Genomic DNA, 24545 nt, shown 5'->3' on the forward strand with positions numbered 1-24545 from the left:
ATTAAATTGAATAGTTTTAAAATTAATGCATATCATAATTATTACTCTCCGTTTAACAATTTCCTTAATTTTATCACCTTACTTACAAAAATGTCAATAATAAAGCTTGTTTTGATTGTCTCAATGGTTCTCTTTAACTACTATTGTATGGTATAATAACTGAATAAATACGCTATGAAATGAGGGAAATTTATTGATAACTGTATCAAATGTTAGTTTAAGATTTGGTGGACGTAAGCTTTTTGAAGATGTCAACCTTAAATTTAATCCAGGAAACTGTTATGGAGTTATTGGTGCTAATGGTGCTGGTAAGAGTACATTTTTAAAAATACTTTCTGGTGATATTGAACCTAATACAGGTGAAGTAATAATTAGAGCTAATACCAGAATGTCAGTCTTAAAACAAGATCATTACAAATATGATGAATTTGAAGTTTTAGAAACAGTAATTATGGGTAATGAAAGATTGTACCAAATCATGAAAGAAAAAGATGAAATATATGCAAAACCTGAATTTTCTGATGAAGATGGTATTAAAGCATCTGAATTAGAAGGAGAATTTGCTGAACTTAATGGTTGGGAAGCAGAATCTGAAGCTTCTTCTTTACTTCAAGGATTAGGAATAGGAACAGAAATTCATTTTAAAAAAATGTCAGAATTAACAGGTGCCGAAAAAATTAAAGTTCTTTTAGCTCAAGCTTTATTTGGTAATCCTGGAATATTAGTTCTTGACGAACCTACTAATCACTTAGACCTTAAGGCTGTTAATTGGTTAGAAAACTTCTTAGCAAATTTTGAAGGAACTGTAATAGTTGTATCGCATGATAGACATTTCTTAAACACAGTTTGTACTCAAATGGCTGATGTTGACTTTGGTAAAATTAAGATATATGTTGGTAACTATGATTTCTGGTATGAGTCTAGCCAATTAGCTCTTCAATTATCAAAAGATCAAAACAAGAAAAAAGAAGAAAAAATTAAAGACTTACAAGACTTTATCGCAAGATTTAGTGCTAATGCTTCTAAATCTAAGCAAGCTACTTCTCGTAAGAAGTTATTAGATAAGATTACTTTAGATGATATTCAACCTTCAAGTAGAAAATATCCTTTCGTAGGATTTAAACCTGAAAGAGAGGTTGGAAATGATATATTAGCTGTTAAAGATTTATCTAAAACCATTGATGGAGTTAAAGTTTTAGATAACATAAACTTCATCGTTAACAAAGATGAAAAAATTGCCCTTGTTGGTAATGAAATAGCTGTAACTACATTATTTAAGATATTAGCTGGAGAAATGGAACCTGATAGTGGAGAATTTAAATGGGGAATAACTATAACTAATGCTTACTTCCCTAATGACAACTCTGCATATTTCAATGACTGCGATCTTTCTTTAGTAGATTGGCTTAGACAATATTCTGAAGAAAAATCTGAAAGTTACATAAGAGGATTCTTAGGTAGAATGTTATTCTCTGGTGAAGAAGCTTTAAAGCAAGCTAATGTATTATCAGGAGGAGAAAAGGTTAGATGTATGTTATCTAAAATGATGCTTTCAAATGCAAATGTATTAATGTTAGATCAACCAACTAACCATTTAGATCTTGAATCAATTACAGCTGTAAATAATGGATTAAAGGATTATAGTAGCAATCTTTTATTTGCTTCTCATGACCATCAATTCATTCAAACTATAGCTAATAGAATTATAGACATTAAAGATGATGGATCTATAGTTGATAGAACTATGAGTTTTGATGAATACTTAGAATTTGCTGAATCAAACAAATAATTAAAGCAAAATAAAATGGATATTCTCACTTTAGAGACTATCCATTTTTTTATATTTAGCCATATAATTTAATTTTTTCCGAGACCTCTTAATATAAACTTTGATGTTTTTTCAATTATATCCTCTAAATCTATTTTTTCAATGTTGATCGATTCATATATTGCAACAGAACATAAAGTTCCAAAAAATTCATAAGACATAAGTTCACTATCACCTTGTCTAATTTTACCCTCTTCCATAGCTACTTTAATGTAAATCTCTAATTCCTTTATATAATTTCTAATTCTATTTCTTAACTCATCTTGCCTTTTTTCATTTCCCCATAATTGACTAATTACTACTTTAAAAAAGTCCTTATGTTCATAAAGGAATGTTAATTGTATTCTACATATCTTTGTTAATTTATCAATAGCACTTTCATTTAGCTGTTTTATTTTTACAGCTTCATCATTAAGCATTTTTAGTCCTTCTTCAACTATAAAATTAAATATCTCTTCTTTACTTGTAAAATGATAATATAATGTACCCTTAGCAAGTCCCGCATTTGCTGCTATGTCATCCATAGTGGATCCTTTATATCCTGATTTTGAAAATATTTCTATTGCAGAATTAAAAATTAAAACCTTTGTTTTATTCACAACTTATCTCCTCATTTTCTAATCTCATTAATATTACCATTATACCACTATTCATTTACTATATATTCTTAAACACTCTAATTTTTTGATATTTTTAATATGTATGATAAAATTACTTTAGGCATTGTAAAATAAATAACTAGTCAAAGATTTTTAGTATTTTTTGAACTAGACAAGGACGTGAGTGTAGTTAATACTGCTATTGTTAGTTGTATTTGCTGATTCAGTATAGTACAAAAAAGATAAGAATGCTGACTAATTATTTATTGGAAGATGACTTATATATTAATTTAGGCACATTCAAAAGAAAGAGGTATATATGATTAAAATATATGATAGAAAAACTAAAACTTATGAAGAAGAAAATATAGCTGGAAAAAAATTTATTGAATGGACTTATGAATCTCCACTAGGTAAAGGCGTTACTGAATTAATTGCTAAAAGAAAAATTTTTTCAAAATTATATGGTGTATTTTGTGATACAAAGTTAAGTACAAAAAAAATCCCTGAGTTTGTAGAAAACTTTGATATTGATATGGCAATTGCTCAGAAAAAGATTTCTGATTTTACTTCATTTAACGATTTTTTTATTAGAACTTTAATTCCTAGTTCAAGACCTATAGTGTCTGATGAAAATATATTAGTTTCTCCGGGAGATGGAAGAATTACTATTTATGATGATATTAACCTTAATAATATTATTCAAATTAAAGGATTAACTTATAGTTTAAGTGAATTAATTAAAGATGATAAAATTGCTAAAAACTACGAAAATGGAGTATGTGTTATTCTAAGATTATGCCCTACTGATTATCACAGATTTCATTTTATAGATTCAGGAATTCCATCTGAAACTTTTAAAATAAATGGTCATTATTATTCAGTTAATCCAATCGCTCTTAATTCGATACCTAAACTTTTTTGTGAAAACAAAAGAGAATGGTCTATATTGAAATCAGATAACTTTGGCGATATTCTAACTATAGAAGTTGGAGCAACTTGCGTTGGCTCTATAATTCAAACTTACTCACCTGATAAAAAAGTAAACAAAGGTGATGAAAAAGGATATTTTAAATTTGGTGGTTCAACCACAATCTTATTTTTCCAAAAAAATAAAATTAAAATAGATGATGATATTTTAGCTCAATCTAAAAAAGGTTATGAGTGTAAAGTTTTATTAGGCGAAAAAATTGGTACTAAGGCACATGAAAGAAAATAATAGACCAAAGATGCGTCGCATATTTGGTGAAAAATAATACCCACTACTTATATTTAGGTATTTTAAAAAAATAACAAATCAGTATTATAGTATATTTGACTTGTTATTTTATATACCTTAAGTGTGGGTATTATTTTCTAATTATTAATTATTTTCTTTAAAGAACTTTTAAATTTATTAATATCCTTATCTAATATTACTAAATTTATTCCCATCGCATCTGCACGTTCATTAATACACTTTTTAGAAGGCTCTTTTGTTGCTACTAATATTTTCTTTGCATTATCTCCACCTAATCTTTTGCTATACACATCCAACTCATTTAATGTACTTTCATCATATTTAGAACTATCTTTACATGATATACATATCAATATATCATCTTTAACTGCTAATACATCAAATTCATTCTTAACTTTGGTTTTTCCCTCATCCCATACAAATACTACCCCACTTTTAACATCATCTATTTCCTTAATTTCTCTAACTACTATATTAGTTAATACCTCTAGCCAAGTTCCACTTTTAAATATAAATCCTTTTAAATAATCATTTTGAAAATATATTTTTATTTCACCTTTGTTTTTTTTACATTGTATTGCACAAATATTTTGTAAGTATATTAAGCATATTTTTAGTATTCTAGTTTCTTCATCATTTAAGTACTCTAAATTAACAATTATTTTATTACTTTCAGCGTAATCATGTATAAATATATTACCATCATAAAGCTTATTTTTATATTTATGCCAAATTTCTAAATTCTTATAAATTTTCTTTGTTATACTAATTACATCTGGATATGTACTTATTGTTGTTGAATCCAATAATATATTTGCTCCTGTTATTTTTAAAATGTCATCTAAATAAATATCTTTAAATTGTTGAAATATATCATTTGAATTTTCACCTAATTTATACAATTTTTTATTTAAAATATCTACATATATAATATCAAATCCTTTAATTAATGCTTGATTTAATAAAATTAGAGAATTAATTCTTTTTCCTCCTGTTACATTAACTATAGTTTCTTCTGGTATTAGACCATTTAATATATTATTAATTCCTTCTATATCTCCTTCATTAATACAATAGCTTTTAATATCAACTAATGGAAAATTTTCTTTATGGTATTTTTCTATTTGATTATATAAATTATCATTTTCTTTACTTTTTAAATAAAGTACTTTATTAGGTTTAAATTGATCCGTAGCTAATAAATTTCCTTCGTTATGCTTATCTAATAAATTAATTAAAACATTAGTTTTCATTATAATTGCACCTTCACTTATTTTACTAAGGCATATTAAAATAAATAACAAATAAGTCAGCTAGTATATTTTACTTGTTATTTTCTTTAATATGCCTAATATATAATTTAACCAATTGTATAATTTATTATTAATATATAATTATTACACTATTCCTTATTTTTAATATACTAAAAAAGTCTAACTATAAATAGTTAGACTTTCATTTAAGTATAATGGTAGAGCGTAAAGGAATCGAACCCTCAATCCACCGTCCGTAGCGGTGTGTTATATCCGTTTAACTAACGCTCCATATTTATTTTAATTTTACTTCCAGAAATATCTTATCACAAGCTATTATAATACGCAAGTTTATAGAATTAAATACTTTATGTTATTTTATAAATTACATAAGACATAAGACATATGAAATTTATAAAATAACAAGTAAAATATTTTGAGCATATTTTGTATCAGACAAGTAGGTAATTTTAGCTCATAGCGCGCTATTGTCTGAACTTATCGACATGAGTAGAGAACCAAAAGTGAGAATCGAAATTTTATATTTCGTTCTTCGAACTTTCACACCGTGCAATCTATGATTTTGTGTGAATCACTTACTCAGCGAGTGATACGAGTCGAGCTTCCTTATGACTCAAAATAAGCTAGCATACTTGCTTGTTATTTTTTTGAATATGCCTAAAGTATTTAATTAAATTTAAAGTATTATTTTTATAAATAAATATCTGAAAATTCTATTTCTAGCATTTGGACATTATCTTTTTGACTTAAAAGATTTTTTTTATCTTCTACATTTTCTTTTATTTTAATTATTGGAAGTTTAATAATAAATTCACTACCTTTATTTTCTATACTATTTAATTCTACAGATCCTCCATGTGCTTTAGTTAAATGTTCTACTAAAGCTAATCCTATTCCACTTCCACAATGTTCACTATTTTTTTTATTTGTGCATTGTATGAATCTATCAAAAATCTTACTTTGATCCTGAATTGGTATTCCAATGCCCTCATCCTTTACAGATATTATCAAGTCATTGGATGATTTCCATAAATTTACGTATATATTACTATTTTCAAACGAAAACTTTATAGCATTAGAAATTAAATTCACAATTATCCTATCTAAAGCTTCCGCATCAACTGCTATAACACACTGTTCAATATTAGTATCAAAAATTAGTGATATATTTTTTTGTTTTGCATATCTGTCTATTGAAGATATAGTATTTTCTATTAAGCTAACTACATCTAGATTTCTTCTTTCTATATTATAGTAATCTCTCTCTAATCTAGTAGTATCTATAAGATTATCTATAAGCTTTAACATTTTTAAACTATTCCTTTTTATATTTCTGGTGTATTGCTCCATTTTAGAATTATTATTTTCATCTAAATATCCACTTTCATAACATTGCAATACACTTAAAATTACACTTAATGGTGACCTTAAATCATGCGAAATATTTAAAAGGAGATCTTCTTGCAAACTTTTATAATGACTTATCTCAATACACTTATTTATTAATTCTTCTTTTGATAATTTGGTAAGCTCAGCTCTACTTGGTACTTCATCTTCATGCGTTACATTGTTTATTAAATTATCAACCATACCCATCTAAAATTTCCCCTTTTTATGAATAAATTCTAACAATATAAATTTCCAAATTATTCTATTTTATAATTCTATATTATCACATGACTTTTATGTAAACAACTATTTTATTAATAATTTTTATTTTACTTTAAAAAAAATTATATCTAAGTGTTGACCTAATAAATAGTTTAGTGGTATATTTGTATTCAATAGAATTACATGTGTTTTTTGTACATATACACAGTAATTATATACAAGGAGGACTTAAGGTTGAATAATTTTTCATTAATTAAACGTATTTTTTTATTCCTCATTTTAGGAATTTTATTGGGATTAGCTTGCAAGAGTATGAATGTTCTATTTCCAATCAAAATATTAGCTACTTTTAGCACATTATTTGCAAGTTTTTTATCTTTTGTAATACCATTAATAATTATTGGTTTTATTGTTCCTGGTATAGCATCTTTAGGTAAAAATTCTGGTAAAGCATTAATTATTACCACTGTTTTAGCTTACATATCAACTATTGTTGCTGGAATTCTAGCGTATTTCTTAGGTATAACATTTTTACCAAAATTAATTACCAATGTTACATTATCATCTAATCAAGGATTAACGATAGATCCATTTTTTACAATTGATATTCCACCACTACTTAATATTATGTCAGCATTAGTTTTTGCTTTTATTTTTGGAATTGGACTTTCAAAAATAAGTAATAGTTCTTTATTAAAGGGATTTGAAGAATTTAGTTCTATCATTTCTATGATAGTTTCAAAAATACTTATTCCACTTGTTCCAATTTATATCGGAGCAATATTTGCTAAATTAAGCTTAAGTGGAGAAATTTTTACTACTATTAAATCTTTTGCAACAGTTTATTTATTGTTATTTTCTTTGCAATTTGCTTATTTAATATTGCAATATTCTGTTGCAGGAATATTAAGAAAAGAAAATCCATTTAAACTACTAAAAAATATGATCCCAGCTTACCTTACTGCAGTAGGAACTCAATCCTCAGCAGCTACTATTCCAGTAACTTTAAACTGTGTTAGAGATAATAATGTATCAGAAGAAGTTGCTGACTTAGTTGTTCCACTTTGTGCAACAATTCATTTAGCTGGAGATACTATAACTCTTGTGTTAACTTCAATTGGAGTAATGCTTATGAAAGGACAGATTCCAACTTTGGGACTAATGATACCATTTATATTAATGCTTGGAGTTACTATGGTAGCAGCGCCTGGTGTTCCTGGGGGTGGTGTTATGGCTGCTCTTGGATTGCTTGAAACAATGCTTGGATTTGGTGACATAGAAAAACCATTAATGATTGCACTTCATGCAGCACAAGATAGTTTTGGGACAGCAACTAATATAACTGGTGATGGAGCTTTAGCTTTAATTATTGATAACTTTATGAAAAATAAGTTAAAAAAGAATTCTATATCTACTATAATTAATAATAGTGATGCATTATCTGCTTAAAAAGAATTAGATTTTATTAGAATTACCTGTAATAAAAAAGTTCCCAGCGTAGAAATTCTACCTGAGAACTTTTTTCTTTTTATTTCTAAGTATTGTAACTTAAATAATTACTTATTAGGGTATACCTAAGTTCTATCTAAATTTACAAGTTATTTTAATGAATTAATTTTATCTAACATCTCACTTTTAATATACTTTAGTATAAAGATCACATACACTAATGTTCCTACTATAAACATTGTATCTAAATATATATTTGGGAAAATTAGCTCCAATACAGTTTGAAATAAAAATGGTAATGTTGCGGCATATAAACTTACTGAGTATAATACACTATATTTCATTACTATTTTCATAAATATTAGTGAAAATGATGCAAATACTGTTACAAATATGCAGTTTATCAGGATATTTATAAAACACATAAATATTGTATATAAAACTATAGCCATAATAATAATTTTTGATATTATTGACATTTGAACTAATAAGTTCGTATTGTTCAAATTATTATTACCTAATATATCTTTATAAAAAATTTTTTGAGTGTTAATCTCCGTGTTTAATAAAATTCCATCCTTTAAAAATAATATATTAGAATCATTATGAACAGTTAAACTCCTTAGTTCATCAACTTGATCTAATGTTTTATCTTTATCAATATATAATAAACTTGAGTTACTTGAAAATTCTAAAGGTGAATTTTCCATGTTTAATATACCATTCTCTATAGAAAATTTATACTCATCACTTTGTAAACTTTTATTTATATTATCTATCTCTGTATTAACTTTATATCCTATTACAGCTCCTTTTATACCTCCAACGATTAAAGCCATCAAAAATACATATAAAATTGCTCTACCAAATCCCTCTTTGGCATATTCAGAGAATTCTTTTAGATTATAAATAGAATTAATGAACTTTTTAAAAAAATTAGTTTTTTGTTTCATTATTTCCTCCAATATAACTTTAAATTAAGTAAATTCTAATAAATATCTTACCATATAATTTAATTACATGAAACATAAAGGTTTATTATTAGTAATTATTGTTAATATTATAATATAACACTATAACTAATATTGCTCTATATTATTCAAATGTAAAAAGACTTTTTAGTTTTTATTATATTTGTTCTGCAATAAATAGGAGGTATATTTTGCAAACTAATAAACATTTTCAATTTAATAAAAAATCACATAAAATAATTATATATATTTCATTAATATTAGTAGTACTTACATCAAGTGTACTTTTTGAGGCTTATAAATATAATAAATTTTTTACTGAATTTAAAACAAACTTTGAAAATAATAACTTTTCACAAGCAAATAAATTATTATTAACCAAAGAAAACTTTAATCCATTTAAAGACATAATGTTTAAAAAGGATCTATCAAACTATTTTATCGATAATATAAATAATTTAAAGCAAAATATTGATGATAAAACTCTAACTCAAGAAGAAATTTTATCAAAGATTAAAGAAATAGATAGATATAGTCTTACCCCAAATGAAATGTCTACTCTTATAAACAATATTCCTTTTCTTGAGGATTCAATTAATAACTATACTAATGGAATTGATTGCCTTAATAAAAATCAATATTTAGAAGCTATGAGTTATTTTAATAATGTTTCTCCTTTAGATCCAAACTATATAGACTCATTAATATGTATACGTGAATCTAAAAATAAAATTAAAGAAGATTTATTCGTTAATTGTGATAATTTAGCTAATAGTGATTACTATAAACAAGCCTTAAACAGCTTATATGACAGTGCTGACATAATTGGAGAAGATAAAGATATTAATAAAAAAATATCTGAAATTAAAGTTAAACAACAAGAATATCTTGATAAAAACTCTGATACTTCTCAAGCAATGTCTGAAACTAGCCTAAATAATTTATCAAATTATAATATTAATACATTAAATTTAAAAAGTAATACATCTTACTTAATTAATATAAGTATTAAAAATCAAAAGACTTATATATATAAAGGTAATTCTAATAATTGGAGTTTAGATAAAACCTTCTCATGTTCTACTGGCATTAATGGAGAAGATACTCCTTGCGGTTCATTTACAATTAAGGAAAAAGGAGCTTGGTTTTTTTCTGAAAAATATAATCAAGGTGGGAAGTATTGGACTCAAATTGATGGTGATATTTTATTTCATTCTATGCCTTTTGATAAGGATAAAACTACTATATTAGATACTACATTAAATAAACGTTCATCTCATGGTTGTATACGACTTTCCTTAAATGATGCTAAGTGGATTTATGATAACATTCCCAGAGATACTAAAATTATAATTAAATAATATATATGTTCTAATTAAGTTTATATATTTAAACTACTGAATTGTTAAAAAATACAGAATGATGTATCTTAAATTGTACATTGTTAATTAAAACATATATATTTATATTATAATAAAAAAGTACAGTAATTGATTTAGCGCTAAGCAAATCTATTACTGTACTTTTTTTATCACATTAATTTTTTATCTTATATATGGTATAGTTCTTCATAAATATTATTTTAAATAAGTATTCTTTATAATAATATTTATAGTTAGAAGCTGATTATAAATTATAATATTATTTCTATTTCTTTATCTAAATAAAAAGAATATAAATAACTTTGTTTAACTTTTTTTCCTGTCATTTTAAATATTGCATCACTATAATATTTCAATTGCTTTCTATACTTATTGTCTAATTCATGTTCACTGTTTTCTTCTACATAATCTGTTTTAAAATCTAAAAGTATTAATTCATCATTTTCTTCAAAGAAACAATCTATTATACCCTGTAATCTGACTTTTTCATTATTGTAATTTTCCGGTAATGAATTATCTATCTCTAAGCTACTTATTTCAGTATAAAATGGTATTTCCCTATAAATTTTATCATTTCTTTTATATGCTTCAATAACCCTTTTGCCTAAATTACTTCTAAAAAAATTCAATATTTTGTATGGATTAATAACCTTAAATTCTTCTTCTAATAAAAATTCTTCTTCTAATAATTTATTTAGTTGTTCCTTAATTTCTTTTAATGAGTTTACCTTATTAAAATCTATCTTTTTCATTACAAAATGAACTGCTGTCCCTCTCTCTGCTGGTGATAATCCCTTTTCTTCTTGAAGAAATTTAGGTGTAATAACTTTACTAACTTCCTTATACAATTCAAGTGATTCATAATCATCTTCATCATTTTTTTTCTTTAAATCAGATACAGATATATTACTTTTAATTTTAGTTGATTCTTTAAATTTATATTGATATCCTAATCTTCTATTAATTTCATTTCTTATATTTATATCTATACATTTATCTAATATTGATACTTTATTTTCATTATCTTCGCTTAAAATTTCTAATCCTTCATCATTTGTTAAATCATTTTTATTCCATATATTTATTTCCCACTTAGATAAGTCATCTTTACATATTTCATCTGAATAGCCTAAAACTTTTCTCAATATTGTTGCATCTTTATGTTGACATAGAGCCATTCCAATCCAATCTATATACGATTTTCCTTTTAAAACTTCACTAGGTAAAATTAACTTTTTATCTAATGCTGCTGAATTAATCCATCTCTCTATAGACTTTTCAACATTTCTTACTGCACCTGTTATAATTAATTTTTCTTTAGCCCTAGTAAATGCAACATATAGTATTCTCATCTCTTCTGATAGTGTTTCTAATCTCATACTCTTTTTAATGGCTTCTTTAGGCAATGTAGTTATACTAGTCCTCTTCTCTAAATCTATAAAATCAGGTCCTAATCCTAATTCATCATGATATAAAATTTTATTGTTTAAATCCATCAAGTTAAAATTCTTTCCCGTACCACATAAAAATACTACTGGAAATTCTAATCCTTTACTCTTATGAATACTCATAATTCTTACTACATCTTCATTTTCACCTAATATCTTAGCACTTCCCATATCTCCTGAAGATTTAGTTAGCTTGTTTATAAAATTTATGAAATTAAATAATCCTTTAAAGCTAGTCTCCCCAAATTGTCTTGCTCTTTGAAATAGTATTTTTAAATTTGCTTGTCTTAGAACTCCATTCGGCATAGCTCCAACATATCCATAATAAGCAGTATCCATATACAAATACCAAATAAATTCATCAATAGCCATATACATTGATTTTTTTCTCCATTTATCAATGCTTTCAATTATATATATACATTTGTCTCTTAACTCTTTTGATGTTAGCTTTTCTTTAACAATTTCATTTATATTTTCATAAAAATATTTATCCTTGTTTATAAGCCTAATATCACTTAATTCCTCAGCTGTAAGTCCTATAATTGGTGAAATTAATAATGATATCATAGGAACATCCTGCATTGGATTATCAATAACTTTCAATAAAGACATTATTGTTCTAATTTCAATAGATTCAAAATACCCTGATCCAGTATCTGCATACACTGGAATACCAGCTAAACCTAATTCATCTAATAATACTTCTGACCAATTTTTAGTTGCCCTTAAGAGAATTACTATATCCTTATACTTTAAACTTCTATATTGACCTGTTTGATTATCTAAAACCTTAAATTGTTTATCATCTTTTTTAGACATTAACTCATTAATTCTTTTAGCAATAATTCTTGCTTCTACATTAATATCTCCAATATCTTCATCTTCAATTAGTGGTTCTTCATTTAATTCTTGAGTAGATTCAGTGGAACTTTTATCTAAAATATTAACTTCTATAGCTCCACCAACTATATCTTCTTTACCATTTTCTAAAGCATAATTAGCTCCTAAATTCAAAGCTTCCTCATCAGTGTATTCCAATTCTCCAACAGTCTTAGACATTACCTCTTTAAATATATAATTAACTCCATTTATAATTTCTTCTCTACTTCTAAAATTTTTATAAAGTTGAATCTTTCTATTATTACCTTTATCTAAAAAATAGCTATTATATTTCTCAATAAATAGTTCTGGTTTAGCCTGCCTAAATCTATATATACTTTGCTTTACATCCCCAACCATAAATACATTAGGGTTATCTGAATTCTTTCTAGATATTAATTCAATTATAGTTTCCTGTACATTATTAGAGTCTTGATACTCATCTACAAGTACCTCATCAAAATAATCTTTAAAATTTTCTGCTACTTTAGATGGAATTATGTTACCTTCATCATCATAATTGATTAATATATTTAAACATAAATGTTCTAAGTCATTAAAATCTAGTATATTTTTCTCTTTTTTCTTGCAACTAAATCTATTTATAAACTCCACTACAAGTTCAGTTAACACTCTTGCATATGGATAAGAACTTTTAATATTCTCTAACATATTATTAGGTGATGTTAAAAATGTGCCCTCAACTAAACTAACTATCTTCTTTTTAACTTGATCTCTAATTTGTTTAACTAAATCTTGAGCATTTTCATCACTTATAGTGTTTTTCTTTATTGTCTTAAGTCTATTGAAATTTATTCCTTTTAATGCATTATATAAATGCTCTAAACTTAAATCTGTATTATCATAAGCATAAATAATTAATTCTAATTCACTAATAAAACTATCTAAATAAGGTTCTAATCCTTCAATATTTTTAATGATTTCAACAGCTTTATCCATCATTTTTATATATCCTTCTAATTCAACCTTAATGCTTTGTTTTAACACTTTTGCCCAATTAGTTTCATCTAACTCTTCTAGGGTGCTTATATTAAAAGCTTCTGCAGCATTTTTTAGCCACTTCTGAGGCCAAGGTCCTGACATTGTAAAACTATATAGTTTTAAAACCAGCTCTTTTAACCCTTCATCACTTTTATAGTTACTAAAAGCTTCAACAAATCTTATAAATTCACTCTCATTCTCATCATACTTATCATCAAACAGTTCATTTATAATCTCCATCTTAAGGAGTGTTCCTTCAGTCTGATCACATATTCTAAAAGAAGGATCTAAATCTATTTTATGAAAATTATTTTTAATTACATCTAGACAGAAAGAATGCATAGTTGTAATATTAGCTCTATTTAATAATGTTAATTGCTTTTGAAGATTCTTAGATGTTGGATTTCTATCTAATTGTTTTGATATTGCAGTAGCTATTCTCTCTCTCATTTCAGATGCTGCTGCATTTGTAAATGTAACAACTAAAAGTTTATCAATATCTATAGCGTTATCTTCATTAGTAATTATTCGTATGATTCTCTCTACTAAAACAGCAGTCTTACCAGATCCTGCAGCTGCAGCAACTAATAAATTGCATTCTCTAGTTGTAATAGCCTTTAACTGCTCATCCGTCCATTTTGTTTCACCCATAAATTTACTCCTATCTAAACAATTAAATTTCTATAATCTCTAATATCATTAATTCTAAGATTCAAATATTAAAAAACATATTATATTAACTAAAAACTTTAAAAACCTAATTTACTTTTTATTTTCATTTAAGTCCTTTTTAATATTATCCCAAATCTCATCTTTAGATTTTTTCATTATAATTTTATATTTATTATCTTTAATGCTACTATCAAATTGACATATTGATGAAAAGTCACAATAATCACAATGTGTATTATTTAAATGTTTAGTAGGCTCTATCTTAATATCTCCACATAACATATCCTCACATAAATCAATCATCTTTTTATTTACATACTCCCTAAGAATATTAAATTCCTCTTCGGTTACTACATCACTATTTGATTTAAACTCTCCATCTTTTTTTAAAGCAGCTGGTATTACTAATGAATATCCATCGGTCTCCATCCCATTATCCATAGCCTTAACTACTTTTGCATCTTTTAATATCAAACCGTTCATTTTTAAGTTATTTAAAACTTCTTTTTCTACTTCTTCTTCGCTCATTTCTTTTTTACTTTTAATTATTGGATCATCTACTCTAAAATACAATATTGCACCAGGTAATGCTTGTTTTTTCAATATATATTTCGAATTTCTAAGTAGTGCATCTAAATAAACTAAAAGTTGTATTTGAAGTCCATAATAAAGTTCTACTAAGTCAAAATGTTTATTTCCTGTCTTGTAATCTACAACTCTTAAATAAGTGTTACCGTCTAAATCTAGGGTATCTATTCTATCTATTCTTCCATTTAAATATACTTTTTTATTTGATGGAAGATTTAATACTATTGCTTCTCCATCTTTATAATTTCCAAAAGAAAATTCATTATTAAATACTTCAAATTGTCCTCTTCTCATTTGCTCTGATATAACAGAAACTGATTTAGAAATAACTCTTTTAAATCTTTGAGAAAAATATTTATATTTATTGCTACTATTTAATATAGAATTACTATCTTCTTTTAATTTTTTATCAATTAAATCTGATACAATATTTCTACATTTATGATTATCTAACTCTGACCATGCTATTTTATCTACCTTAACCTTTTCTGTAAAAGAATCTAGAACTTCATGTACAAATGACCCTAAATCTGGGGGTGTAAATTCATATACCTTACGATTTTTGGCCTTAAGGCCATATTGTATGAAATATGAAAATGGACATTCTGCATACTTCTCTAACCTCGAAACACTGAAAGCTAATTTTCCATCTTTATTGGTATAAAGAGATTTTAACTTGTTTCTTGCTACTTTTTCTCCTGTATTAGAATAATTTAAACCATTAAGTGTATTTTCCATTTTCCAACTAAAATTTTCATTTTCTTTAAACCAATTATAAACCTCTCCCCAATATTCCTCATCTATATCTTTATTTTCAAAATCTCTCCTTAAAGCAAATATTAATTCATTAAATGTTGGAATTGGTGCAATAATTTTATTTAAATAATCAGTATTTTTATTTAAATCATAAATGGAACTTTCTTCAACCAAATTAGGAAATATCTTTTTCATTCTAGATATAACTATTGATGGCCTTAAAGATTTTCCTTCAAAATCAGCCATAGGATAAGATAACATTAAATATTCGCTAGCTATTGTGAGTGCAGTATATACTATAAATTGTTCTTCAAATGCTTTACTTCTAGTATCAGAAGCTAATGACACTCCTAATTCTCTTAACTCAATTCTATCTCTATCTGATAAAATTCCCTCTTCTTTATTACTAGATGGCAATATACCATCATTAATTCCTACTATATATAATGCTTTTACATCTCTTCCTTTTATTCTTGCTATATCTCCAACATTAACTTGATCTAAAGCCACAGGTATAACACCTATCTCTTCATTTTCAAATCCTGAATTTAATATTTTAAAAAACTCAAATGATTCTATTTCTTCTAACCCTATAACATCTACCGCTTGATCCAATATATCAACGACAATAGTTTGAACTTGGCTATATTCCTTAACCTTATCTTCTAATCCTAAATCTTCAAATTCTTCTATTAAAGCATCTATTTTTTCAAAAGCTTTTATATCTACTAAAAACTCATAGATAGCTTTACATATATCTCTAACCGTATGTTTACCTTCTATTTTATTATGAAATAATAGAAGTGAATTCCTGATTTGTTCCATTACATCAAATATAAACAATTCTTCATCAGAAACTCCATTTTCCTGGCTTAACATCTTAAGTTTATTAATTTCTTCTATACTCCACTTATATCCCTTTATTCCATGTTCTAAAACAAAATTCTCTAATCTATCAATATATTTATTATCTATCCCAGTTAATCCACTCTTTAAATATTTAAAAACACTTTCATAAGACCAGTTTTTAAATAATACTTCAAATGAAGAAGTTATTAAAATTATTAGTGGATTGTTTAATAATTTAATTTTCTTATCCATGAAATAAGGGATATTGTAATCATTAAATATAACAGATATTATTTTGTTATAATCATCTATATTTCTACACACAACAGATATATCTTTATATCTATATCCTTCGTCTCTTACAAGCTTAATTATATCCTTTGAGACGCTCTCAATCTCATCATAAGTATTATTTGCCTTGTATAGTCTTATATCCTTATTCTCTCCCATATACTCTTTAAACGGATAAGTAATACAATACTTTTCTATATGTCCTAATTCTTTGCTGTCTTTAAATCTATATAAATTTTTATTATTTAAATTAATGGGCTTAATATACCCTATATTATTTTCTTCCATTAGTTTTAATATCTTACTTTCAGTACCTTCTATACAACTAAATACATTTGTAATATCATTATTTTCACTTGATGTTACCTTATCCATGCAAAGAGTTATATTAACTTTAGAGCCCTTTGCTAATATTCTTATAATTTCTAATTGTTGAGGTGTAAAAGTTGTAAATTCATCTATCCATATTTCACTTTTTTCATATATGTTGTTCTCTAATAACTTTTTGCTTAACAAAGTTAATTCATCATCCGTATCAATATATGAACTATGCATTTTGAAATTAAACGCTTCATAGATTAAAGATAGTTCTCTTATCTTATCTATTAATTCATTATTATCTATTTTATCTTCTAACTCTCTTAAATTACTAATATCTACATTATACTTTTTAAATTCAGTAATTGATTTAGATATTACATTATTAAATCCTTGTTCTCTTGACATCTTTTTAAAATAATTTAATTCATCGATTTTTTCATTTAATACTTTATGTATTAACATATGCTTACCAGTATCTTTTATTATTTGTTTAACTCTTCCTCCACGCTCTTCAAAAACTCTATGACACATTGTCTTAAAGCTTAAAACTTCTGTTCTTAAAAGAGCGCATTCTCCTATCTGTTGCAAAATTTTATTTTCAGTACTAAATGTATACTGTTCAGGAACTAATAAAATAATATTATATTCTTCTTTATTTTCTATTGTTTTCTTTATTTCTTCTATACAAAATTGACTTTTTCCACTTCCTGATCTTCCATAAATAAATCTTATACTCATAATTACTCCTACTTTTTTGTTGTTTAATAATAAAAAATCAACTAAAAATTATAAAACCATCTCTTTTTTTAGGATACCCATAATTATTATATCCATTTCTTCACCATCTATATAATATCCATTCCTCTTTCTTCCCTCTTCTACGAAACCACATTTCTTATAACATCTTATAGCTCTTAAGTTACTGCATACAACTTCTAGCTCTATCCTTAATGCATTTAAATCATTAAATAAGTACTTAATTAATGTGTTTATTGAATCCTCACCATAACCCCTATTCCAATACATCTTGCCAATAGTGATTCCTATTGAATAAATATCTTTGCTGTGCATGATTTGTTTGTAAGTTATAAATCCAACTAAAACATTCTTTTCATTAATTATGCTTAATGCTTTTTTTAAACCTAAGCCTATATTATTTATATTTTTAAGTAAAGCTTTATTTTTTTCTGAATGTGTTAGTTGGTTATTATATTTTTTTACTTCTTCATCATTGCACAAATCATATAATCTTCTAATATCTTTAATTTCTATTAACCTCAAGTAAATTCTATTACCTTTAAGCATAAATACCCTCTCTAAAAATTAATCATATTATTATTATACTATTTATTTAGTATACTATTGCCTTAATATACTATTATCTTATATAATATTTTTCATCCATATCTTATAATAATCACTTAATTTATACAAAAAAAACACCTAACATATTGTTAGATGTTTTTGGCGGAGAATCCGGGATTTGAACCCGGGCGCCAGTTGCCCGACCTACGCCCTTAGCAGGGGCGCCTCTTCAGCCACTTGAGTAATTCTCCATGTGCCCTACATATAAAAAATTTATGGCGGAAAGACAGGGATTCGAACCCTGGGTACGCTCACACGCACGCCGGTTTTCAAGACCGGTGCCTTAAACCAACTCGACCATCTTTCCATAACTTACAGAATTTATTATATCAATCAATGTTAAAAGTGTCAACATAATTTTATATTAATTGCATTTTTAATTTATATTTTTCTAATTTAATTAATATAAGGCTACTCAATCAACTAAAAATATATTAAATAAAATTTTTATAAATCTACATAATGCTCTAATATCATTTTTTGAATATGCCTAACTTCTAATACTCTTAAAAATTATAATAAAAAAATATAATCTTAACTTAAACGATTATATATATTCTAATTAACTTAGTTCATATTTTTATGTGTTGCTATTTAAGATATAACATATTTTTTAATTTAGATGAACAATCTTTTATAAAACTTATATATTAAAACATAAAAAACATCTAACAATATGTTAGATGTTTTTGGCGGAGAATCCGGGATTTGAACCCGGGCGCCAGTTGCCCGACCTACGCCCTTAGCAGGGGCGCCTCTTCAGCCACTTGAGTAATTCTCCATGTGCCTTCATATATATTTTTAGATAAAAAAAATGGCGGAAAGACAGGGATTCGAACCCTGGGTACGCTCACACGCACGCCGGTTTTCAAGACCGGTGCCTTAAACCAACTCGACCATCTTTCCACAACTTACAGTAGTTATTATATCAATTTGTATAAAGTTTGTCAACTTTTATTTTAAAATGTATTTTTAAATAGTATAATAGTTACTATTTCTAATATATATCACAAATAAACTGTATCAAAACAAACATTAACTTGTATTTTGATACAGTTGTATTTTGTAAAATTTTATTTTATCCGATTGGTACCATTACTAACATCCCCATCTTCTATTGAAGTGAGTACTAAGCACTGCTACACACCTAGATAAGTTCTTCTAATATTCATGGAGAAAGTATTTCTCATAAGAAAACTCCATCCAAACCTAATAATTACTTGATATTATCTACACCCATGAACCTTTTTATTGCTTCTGGAATTTCTACAGTTCCATCTTCTTTTTGATAATTCTCTAATATAGCTGCAACTGTTCTTCCAATAGCTACTCCTGATCCGTTTAAAGTATGAACAAATTGAGGTTTATCTTTTGGTGTTTCTCTATATTTAATATTTGCTCTTCTAGCTTGGAAATCTTCAAAATTAGAACAACTTGAAATCTCTACATATCTATCATAACTAGGCATCCAAACCTCTATATCATATTTTAAAGCAGCTGTAAAGCCTAAATCACCCTTGCATATTCTAACTATTCTATAAGGTAAACCTAATCCTTGTAGTACTGATTCAGCATCTATTACTAGTTTATCTAATTCATTATAAGAATCTTCTGGTTTACAGAACTTAACTAATTCAACTTTATTAAATTGGTGTTGTCTGACAAGTCCTCTTGTATCTCTTCCTGCTGATCCAGCTTCTGCTCTAAAACAAGCTGAATATGCAGCATGTTTTATTGGTAGATCTGCACCACTTAAAACTTCATCTCTATACATATTGGTAACTGGTACTTCTGCAGTTGGAATTAAAAAATATCCATTGTTTTCTACCTTAAATGCATCCTCTTCAAATTTAGGTAATTGTCCTGTTCCAACCATACTTTCTCTATTAACCATATATGGTGGTAATATTTCAGTATAACCATTCTCTACTGTGTGCTTATCTAAGAAATAGTTAATTATAGATCTTTCTAATCTAGCACCTAATCCTTTATATACAGTAAATCTAGATCCAGCTACCTTTCCACCTCTTTCAAAATCTAATATATTAAGATCTGTTCCTAAATCCCAGTGAGCTTTAGGTGCAAATGTAAATTTAGTAGGTTCACCCCATTTTTTAATTTCAATATTATCTTCATCAGTTTCTCCATCTGGAACTTGTGGATTTGGAATATTAGGGATTCTTAACATTATGTATTTTATTCTTTCATCTATTTCTGTTACTCTTGTATCAAATGTCTTAATTTTATCTCCTAATTCTCTCATATCCTTCATTATTTCAGTAACATCTTGACCTGCTTTTTTAAGCTTTGGAATTTCTGCTGAAACTTGATTTCTCTTTCCTTTTAGCATTTCAACTTCTACTAATATTTTTCTTCTTTCCTCGTCTAATTTTATTATTTCATCAATAACTGAAACATCAAAATCTTCCCCTCTATTTGATAAGAGATTTTTAATCTCTTCTGGATTATTTCTAATTCTTTTTAAATCTAACATTAATTTTTCCTCCTTAAAATTATTCTATTTTTTTATACAAAAAAAGAATCCTTCTACCTATAAAAGGGACGAAAGACTCCGCGTTACCACCCTAATTAATAACATAATTGTTATTCACTCTAAACTTTAACGATATTACCGTACTGCTCATCACAGTCCCTCAAAGGTGGATTCATAATGCATGAATATCAGTTTACACCTAACACTGACTCTCTAAAAATCACTATATTATTACTAACCTTATCTTAGGTTTATATATTAACTTGTATTAAATATATTACAAAATACTTATATTTGTCAATATGTTAAAGATTTGTTTTAAAAGTTATCATTAACTTTTTTTGTACATATAATATCAATTCCAGTATTCATTATGTTTTTGCAAATAATATCTCCTATATTAATAGGTGTACTTACATAAATCCTACTAAGAACTTTAGAAAATTCTGCCCATAATTCTTTTTCTATAGGATTATTGCTCTTTACAGAAATTACTTTATGATTTTCATCTCCTTTTACTCTAACTAAACTAGTAAAAATATCTTTGCTACTCATAGTTATAATTCTCCTTTATAATATTATATTTCTTTAAACTCTTTGATTCTACTAGATAATATGTTTGAGTCTTTTGAATCCTCTACTATATCTAAAATATTTTTATTCATTTCTCTTGCTAATATTTTAATTATCTTTATGTTACAATGAGATCCATTACAATTTCCTAATCCTACACCTGTACGTCTCTTTACTCCTTCTACAGTCCTCGCTCCTAATGGTCTTCTAATACAATCAACTACTTCTCCTTCAGAAATATTATTGCATACACAAACTATATTTCCATACTTCTTATCTAACGAGATTATTTCATTTCTTTCTTCGTTTGACATTTCTTTAAATCTATATACTTCTCTTCTCTTATCTACATAATCCTTTTTTCTAGTTATATTTAAGCTATTTTTTAAAGTATCTTTTATCATCATAGCTATTGCTGGAGCAATAGTAATCTTTCCATAATGAGTTCCTGTAACCTTTATATATCCAGAATTTAATTTACTGTCATCAATAACCATTACATCTTTATTATATACTTCTGTAAATATATTACTCACAAATTCTTTTTTACCTTCTGGAAAAATATTTTTAGAAATATCTATACCTTCATCTAATGTTAATAAATGATTACTTTTTATACCTATCAAATTTCCTTCTGATATTGTTGGATTATTTATAACAAATATTCCATTATCTATCTCATCTATAAGTATAGTATTTATGTGTTTTTCTAATTTATTTTCAAACAATATGTAATTCATGTTTTTATAATCATTATTTTTTTCTAAATCTTCTTTATTATTATCTATATATATTTCATCAGGTATTGTGTTAACTACAACCTTACATGTAAATTTATTTTTATTAGTAGTTACTTTGAATCCACCTGAAATATTTTTAATATCCATTACTATTTCCTCTAATTTAAAATTAACACCATTATCTGCCGCAACTTCTGCATAAGATATAGCTAAATCATATGGTGAAATTACTGCAATATTTTCTGAATATAATGCCTTATCTACTTTTATATTTAAATTAGGTTCTATATCATAAATTAATTTATCATTATCTTCTATTATATAAACGCCTTCTATTCCACGTTCCTTAGCTCTTTCATACATAGTATCTAATTTACCTTTATTATTATTATTGGATGCCATCCTTAATGCACCCGTCTTATTATATGGAACACTAAACTTTTTACATGCTCTTTCTATTAATTTCATTCCTATATTTTCCAATCCAGCCATGATAACATCTGAAGTCTCAGATCCATCATAAATAATAGCTGTATTTATAAAAGAAATATCATCTGCCACATCATAATCTTTTTCAATTAATGCTATGTTAATATTATATTTTGATAATTCATAAGCTACAGCACATCCGATTATACCTCCACCTAAAATTAATATATCATAATCCATAACTATAATTCCTCCTAATCTAATACTATAAATCCGTTTTCTTTTAATTCATTTATAATTAAATTAATATTTTCATCATTATCTGCCGATATGGTATGAAGATGGACACCATTAGTTAGTACTGATAATAATCTACCTTTTTGATTTTTATATTTTTCTGAAAATTTATTTAGCTCATTATAATTTTTAATCATTAGCATTCCTCTTATTTCTCCATACAATGGATGTTCAACTATCACATCTTCAATAGTTCCCCCATATTTAATTACTATACCCATTTCTTCAATTAATTGTTCTTCTTTATGCTTCACTGCTATGATTGCTTTTATTTTATTCATTTCTTTATTAATTATATAGCCATCAGGAGTAGCCATTATATTCTCACCTTTTGCTCTAAGTATAGCTATGTCTTTTACAATTATTTGTCTTGTTACTCCATATTTTCTAGCTATTTCACTACCTTTTAATGGATCTTTTCTCTGTGTTAAATACATAAGTATCTCTGCTCTTCTTTCAATGGAATTCATAATATTAACCTCCATAACACAAAAATTTTACCTAATTATTATTATCACATATTATTAGTATACTTAAATATAAGTTATGTTTTATCTCTTTATTATCTATTTCATTATGATGTCTTTCTATACAATATAAAACTTCATTATCATAAATACCTATTTGTTTTAATGACTCTACACCTAGTTTAGGGTGATTATAATAATCTATTATCTTACTATACTTAGTATACTTTAAAAACCTTCCTAGAGTAACTTTATTGATAATAACTAATAAACCCTTTTCTACTACATTTAATGAAGATTTAATTTTGCCTATATCATGTAGTAATGCACATTTAGCCATTCTATCTTTTTTAATATTAATCATATTATGTTTGTCAATATAATTAATAGATTCTTTACATACTCTAACTGAATGTTGTCTTTCTGATTTGTTCAATTTCATAAATAATCCTTTTTCATTCGCATTGAGATATTTATTTAATAGACAATCATCATCCTTTTTTAATAATGATATGAATCCCCAATAAAATTGCTTCATTCTGTATATCATCTTATTATTTTCTCCTGTATTAATTATAACAAATATACTTTTAATTATAACAAAAAAAGTTATGAATTAATTCATAACTTTTTTAATGGTGGAGATAAAGAGATTCGAACTCTTGACCCCCTGCGTGCAAGGCAGGTGCTCTCCCAACTGAGCTATACCCCCAAAATGGTGGACCTTCAGGGACTCGAACCCCAGACCTACCGGTTATGAGCCGGTTGCTCTAACCAACTGAGCTAAAGATCCTTTACTTACCTGGCAATGTCCTAGTCTCCCACACAGTTGCCCATGCAGTACCTTCAGCGCTGTAGATCTTAACTGTCCTGTTCGGAATGGAAAGGAGTGTTACTTCTACGCCATCATCACCAGATTAATTGAAAGAATTGTTCTTTCAAAATTGCACATAAGTTTGAGTTTCCTCTAATGTATATATTTACTTAATTAATTATAGGTCAAGCCCTCGACCTATT

16 protein-coding genes, 7 tRNA genes, 1 rRNA gene and 1 other annotated feature are annotated in these 24545 nt (G+C 26.2%); of the genes, 4 read left to right on the plus strand and 20 right to left on the minus strand.

The window, feature by feature from the left end; translation table 11 throughout:
* Positions 1 to 193 precede the first annotated feature (193 nt).
* Positions 194 to 1789 (plus strand): ABC-F family ATP-binding cassette domain-containing protein, encoded by a 1596-nt coding sequence (locus tag BM027_RS06895; protein WP_090090024.1) that lies wholly within the window; start codon positions 194 to 196, stop codon positions 1787 to 1789.
* Positions 1790 to 1857: 68 nt separating this feature from the next.
* Here the strand turns inward: BM027_RS06895 and BM027_RS06900 are convergent, their stop codons facing one another.
* A complete protein-coding gene (locus tag BM027_RS06900) occupies positions 1858 to 2427 on the minus strand; it encodes a TetR/AcrR family transcriptional regulator (protein WP_090090026.1) in 570 nt (189 codons plus the stop codon).
* Between the two features lie 319 nt (positions 2428 to 2746).
* Here BM027_RS06900 and BM027_RS06905 point away from each other — a divergent pair, with 319 nt between their 5' ends.
* A complete protein-coding gene (locus BM027_RS06905) occupies positions 2747 to 3646 on the plus strand; it encodes a phosphatidylserine decarboxylase (RefSeq protein ID WP_090090028.1) in 900 nt (299 codons plus the stop codon).
* A gap of 137 nt (positions 3647 to 3783) precedes the next feature.
* Here BM027_RS06905 and BM027_RS06910 read toward each other — a convergent pair whose 3' ends face one another.
* The 3 genes from BM027_RS06910 to BM027_RS06920 form a co-directional block, all read right to left on the minus strand.
* Entirely contained in the window at positions 3784 to 4920 is a 1137-nt protein-coding gene (locus BM027_RS06910; protein ID WP_090090031.1) for a Card1-like endonuclease domain-containing protein, read from the minus strand.
* 216 nt (positions 4921 to 5136) lie between these two features.
* Positions 5137 to 5211: transfer RNA gene (locus BM027_RS06915), tRNA-Arg, on the minus strand.
* Positions 5212 to 5631: 420 nt separating this feature from the next.
* The gene (locus BM027_RS06920) at positions 5632 to 6537 is read right to left on the minus strand and encodes a sensor histidine kinase (RefSeq protein ID WP_090090034.1); all 906 of its coding nucleotides are present in this window, start codon (positions 6535 to 6537) and stop codon (positions 5632 to 5634) included.
* Positions 6538 to 6786: 249 nt separating this feature from the next.
* On the opposite strand from BM027_RS06920, the gene BM027_RS06925 reads away from it, so the two are divergent.
* Positions 6787 to 8001, plus strand: coding sequence for a dicarboxylate/amino acid:cation symporter (locus BM027_RS06925; protein ID WP_090090037.1), 1215 nt, complete (start codon positions 6787 to 6789; stop codon positions 7999 to 8001).
* A gap of 149 nt (positions 8002 to 8150) precedes the next feature.
* Here the strand turns inward: BM027_RS06925 and BM027_RS06930 are convergent, their stop codons facing one another.
* Positions 8151 to 8954, minus strand: coding sequence for a DUF1189 domain-containing protein (locus BM027_RS06930; protein ID WP_090090039.1), 804 nt, complete (start codon positions 8952 to 8954; stop codon positions 8151 to 8153).
* A gap of 209 nt (positions 8955 to 9163) precedes the next feature.
* On the opposite strand from BM027_RS06930, the gene BM027_RS06935 reads away from it, so the two are divergent.
* Entirely contained in the window at positions 9164 to 10333 is a 1170-nt protein-coding gene (locus BM027_RS06935; protein ID WP_090090041.1) for a L,D-transpeptidase, read from the plus strand.
* Between the two features lie 272 nt (positions 10334 to 10605).
* Here the strand turns inward: BM027_RS06935 and addA are convergent, their stop codons facing one another.
* The 15 genes from addA to rrf all read right to left on the minus strand — a co-directional run bounded on the left by addA (position 10606) and on the right by rrf (position 24445).
* A complete protein-coding gene (gene addA, locus BM027_RS06940; RefSeq protein WP_090090043.1) occupies positions 10606 to 14337 on the minus strand; it encodes a helicase-exonuclease AddAB subunit AddA in 3732 nt (1243 codons plus the stop codon).
* A 111-nt stretch (positions 14338 to 14448) separates the two neighbouring features.
* Positions 14449 to 17901 (minus strand): helicase-exonuclease AddAB subunit AddB, encoded by a 3453-nt coding sequence (gene addB / locus BM027_RS06945; protein ID WP_090090046.1) that lies wholly within the window; start codon positions 17899 to 17901, stop codon positions 14449 to 14451.
* 48 nt (positions 17902 to 17949) lie between these two features.
* A complete protein-coding gene (locus BM027_RS06950; protein WP_090090049.1) occupies positions 17950 to 18468 on the minus strand; it encodes a GNAT family N-acetyltransferase in 519 nt (172 codons plus the stop codon).
* A 160-nt stretch (positions 18469 to 18628) separates the two neighbouring features.
* Positions 18629 to 18719, minus strand: a tRNA-Ser gene (locus tag BM027_RS06955).
* A 25-nt stretch (positions 18720 to 18744) separates the two neighbouring features.
* Positions 18745 to 18835, minus strand: a tRNA-Ser gene (locus BM027_RS06960).
* 383 nt (positions 18836 to 19218) lie between these two features.
* A tRNA-Ser gene (locus tag BM027_RS06965) sits at positions 19219 to 19309 on the minus strand.
* 34 nt (positions 19310 to 19343) lie between these two features.
* Positions 19344 to 19434 (minus strand) — tRNA-Ser (locus BM027_RS06970).
* A gap of 310 nt (positions 19435 to 19744) precedes the next feature.
* The gene (gene serS, locus BM027_RS06975; protein ID WP_090090052.1) at positions 19745 to 21022 is read right to left on the minus strand and encodes a serine--tRNA ligase; all 1278 of its coding nucleotides are present in this window, start codon (positions 21020 to 21022) and stop codon (positions 19745 to 19747) included.
* 61 nt (positions 21023 to 21083) lie between these two features.
* Positions 21084 to 21278, minus strand: a binding site (T-box leader).
* Positions 21279 to 21340: 62 nt separating this feature from the next.
* Positions 21341 to 21577 carry a DUF1667 domain-containing protein gene (locus tag BM027_RS06980; RefSeq protein ID WP_090090054.1) on the minus strand — a complete coding sequence of 79 codons (237 nt, stop codon included), beginning with the start codon at positions 21575 to 21577 and terminating at the stop codon, positions 21341 to 21343.
* A 23-nt stretch (positions 21578 to 21600) separates the two neighbouring features.
* Positions 21601 to 23004, minus strand: a complete 1404-nt coding sequence (locus tag BM027_RS06985; RefSeq protein WP_090090057.1) for an FAD-dependent oxidoreductase — start codon at positions 23002 to 23004, stop codon at positions 21601 to 21603.
* A gap of 14 nt (positions 23005 to 23018) precedes the next feature.
* Positions 23019 to 23531, minus strand: a complete 513-nt coding sequence (locus BM027_RS06990) for a transcription repressor NadR (protein ID WP_090090059.1) — start codon at positions 23529 to 23531, stop codon at positions 23019 to 23021.
* A 31-nt stretch (positions 23532 to 23562) separates the two neighbouring features.
* Complete coding sequence (locus tag BM027_RS06995) at positions 23563 to 24078, minus strand: HDIG domain-containing metalloprotein (protein ID WP_090090061.1); 516 nt, start codon at positions 24076 to 24078, stop codon at positions 23563 to 23565.
* Between the two features lie 86 nt (positions 24079 to 24164).
* Positions 24165 to 24240 (minus strand) — tRNA-Ala (locus tag BM027_RS07000).
* A 4-nt stretch (positions 24241 to 24244) separates the two neighbouring features.
* A tRNA-Ile gene (locus BM027_RS07005) sits at positions 24245 to 24321 on the minus strand.
* A gap of 7 nt (positions 24322 to 24328) precedes the next feature.
* Positions 24329 to 24445 (minus strand): 5S ribosomal RNA (gene rrf / locus BM027_RS07010).
* Positions 24446 to 24545 lie beyond the last annotated feature (100 nt).

It is taken from the genome of Clostridium uliginosum, assembly GCF_900112485.1.
In the GTDB taxonomy this organism is placed as follows: domain Bacteria; phylum Bacillota; class Clostridia; order Clostridiales; family Clostridiaceae; genus Clostridium; species Clostridium uliginosum.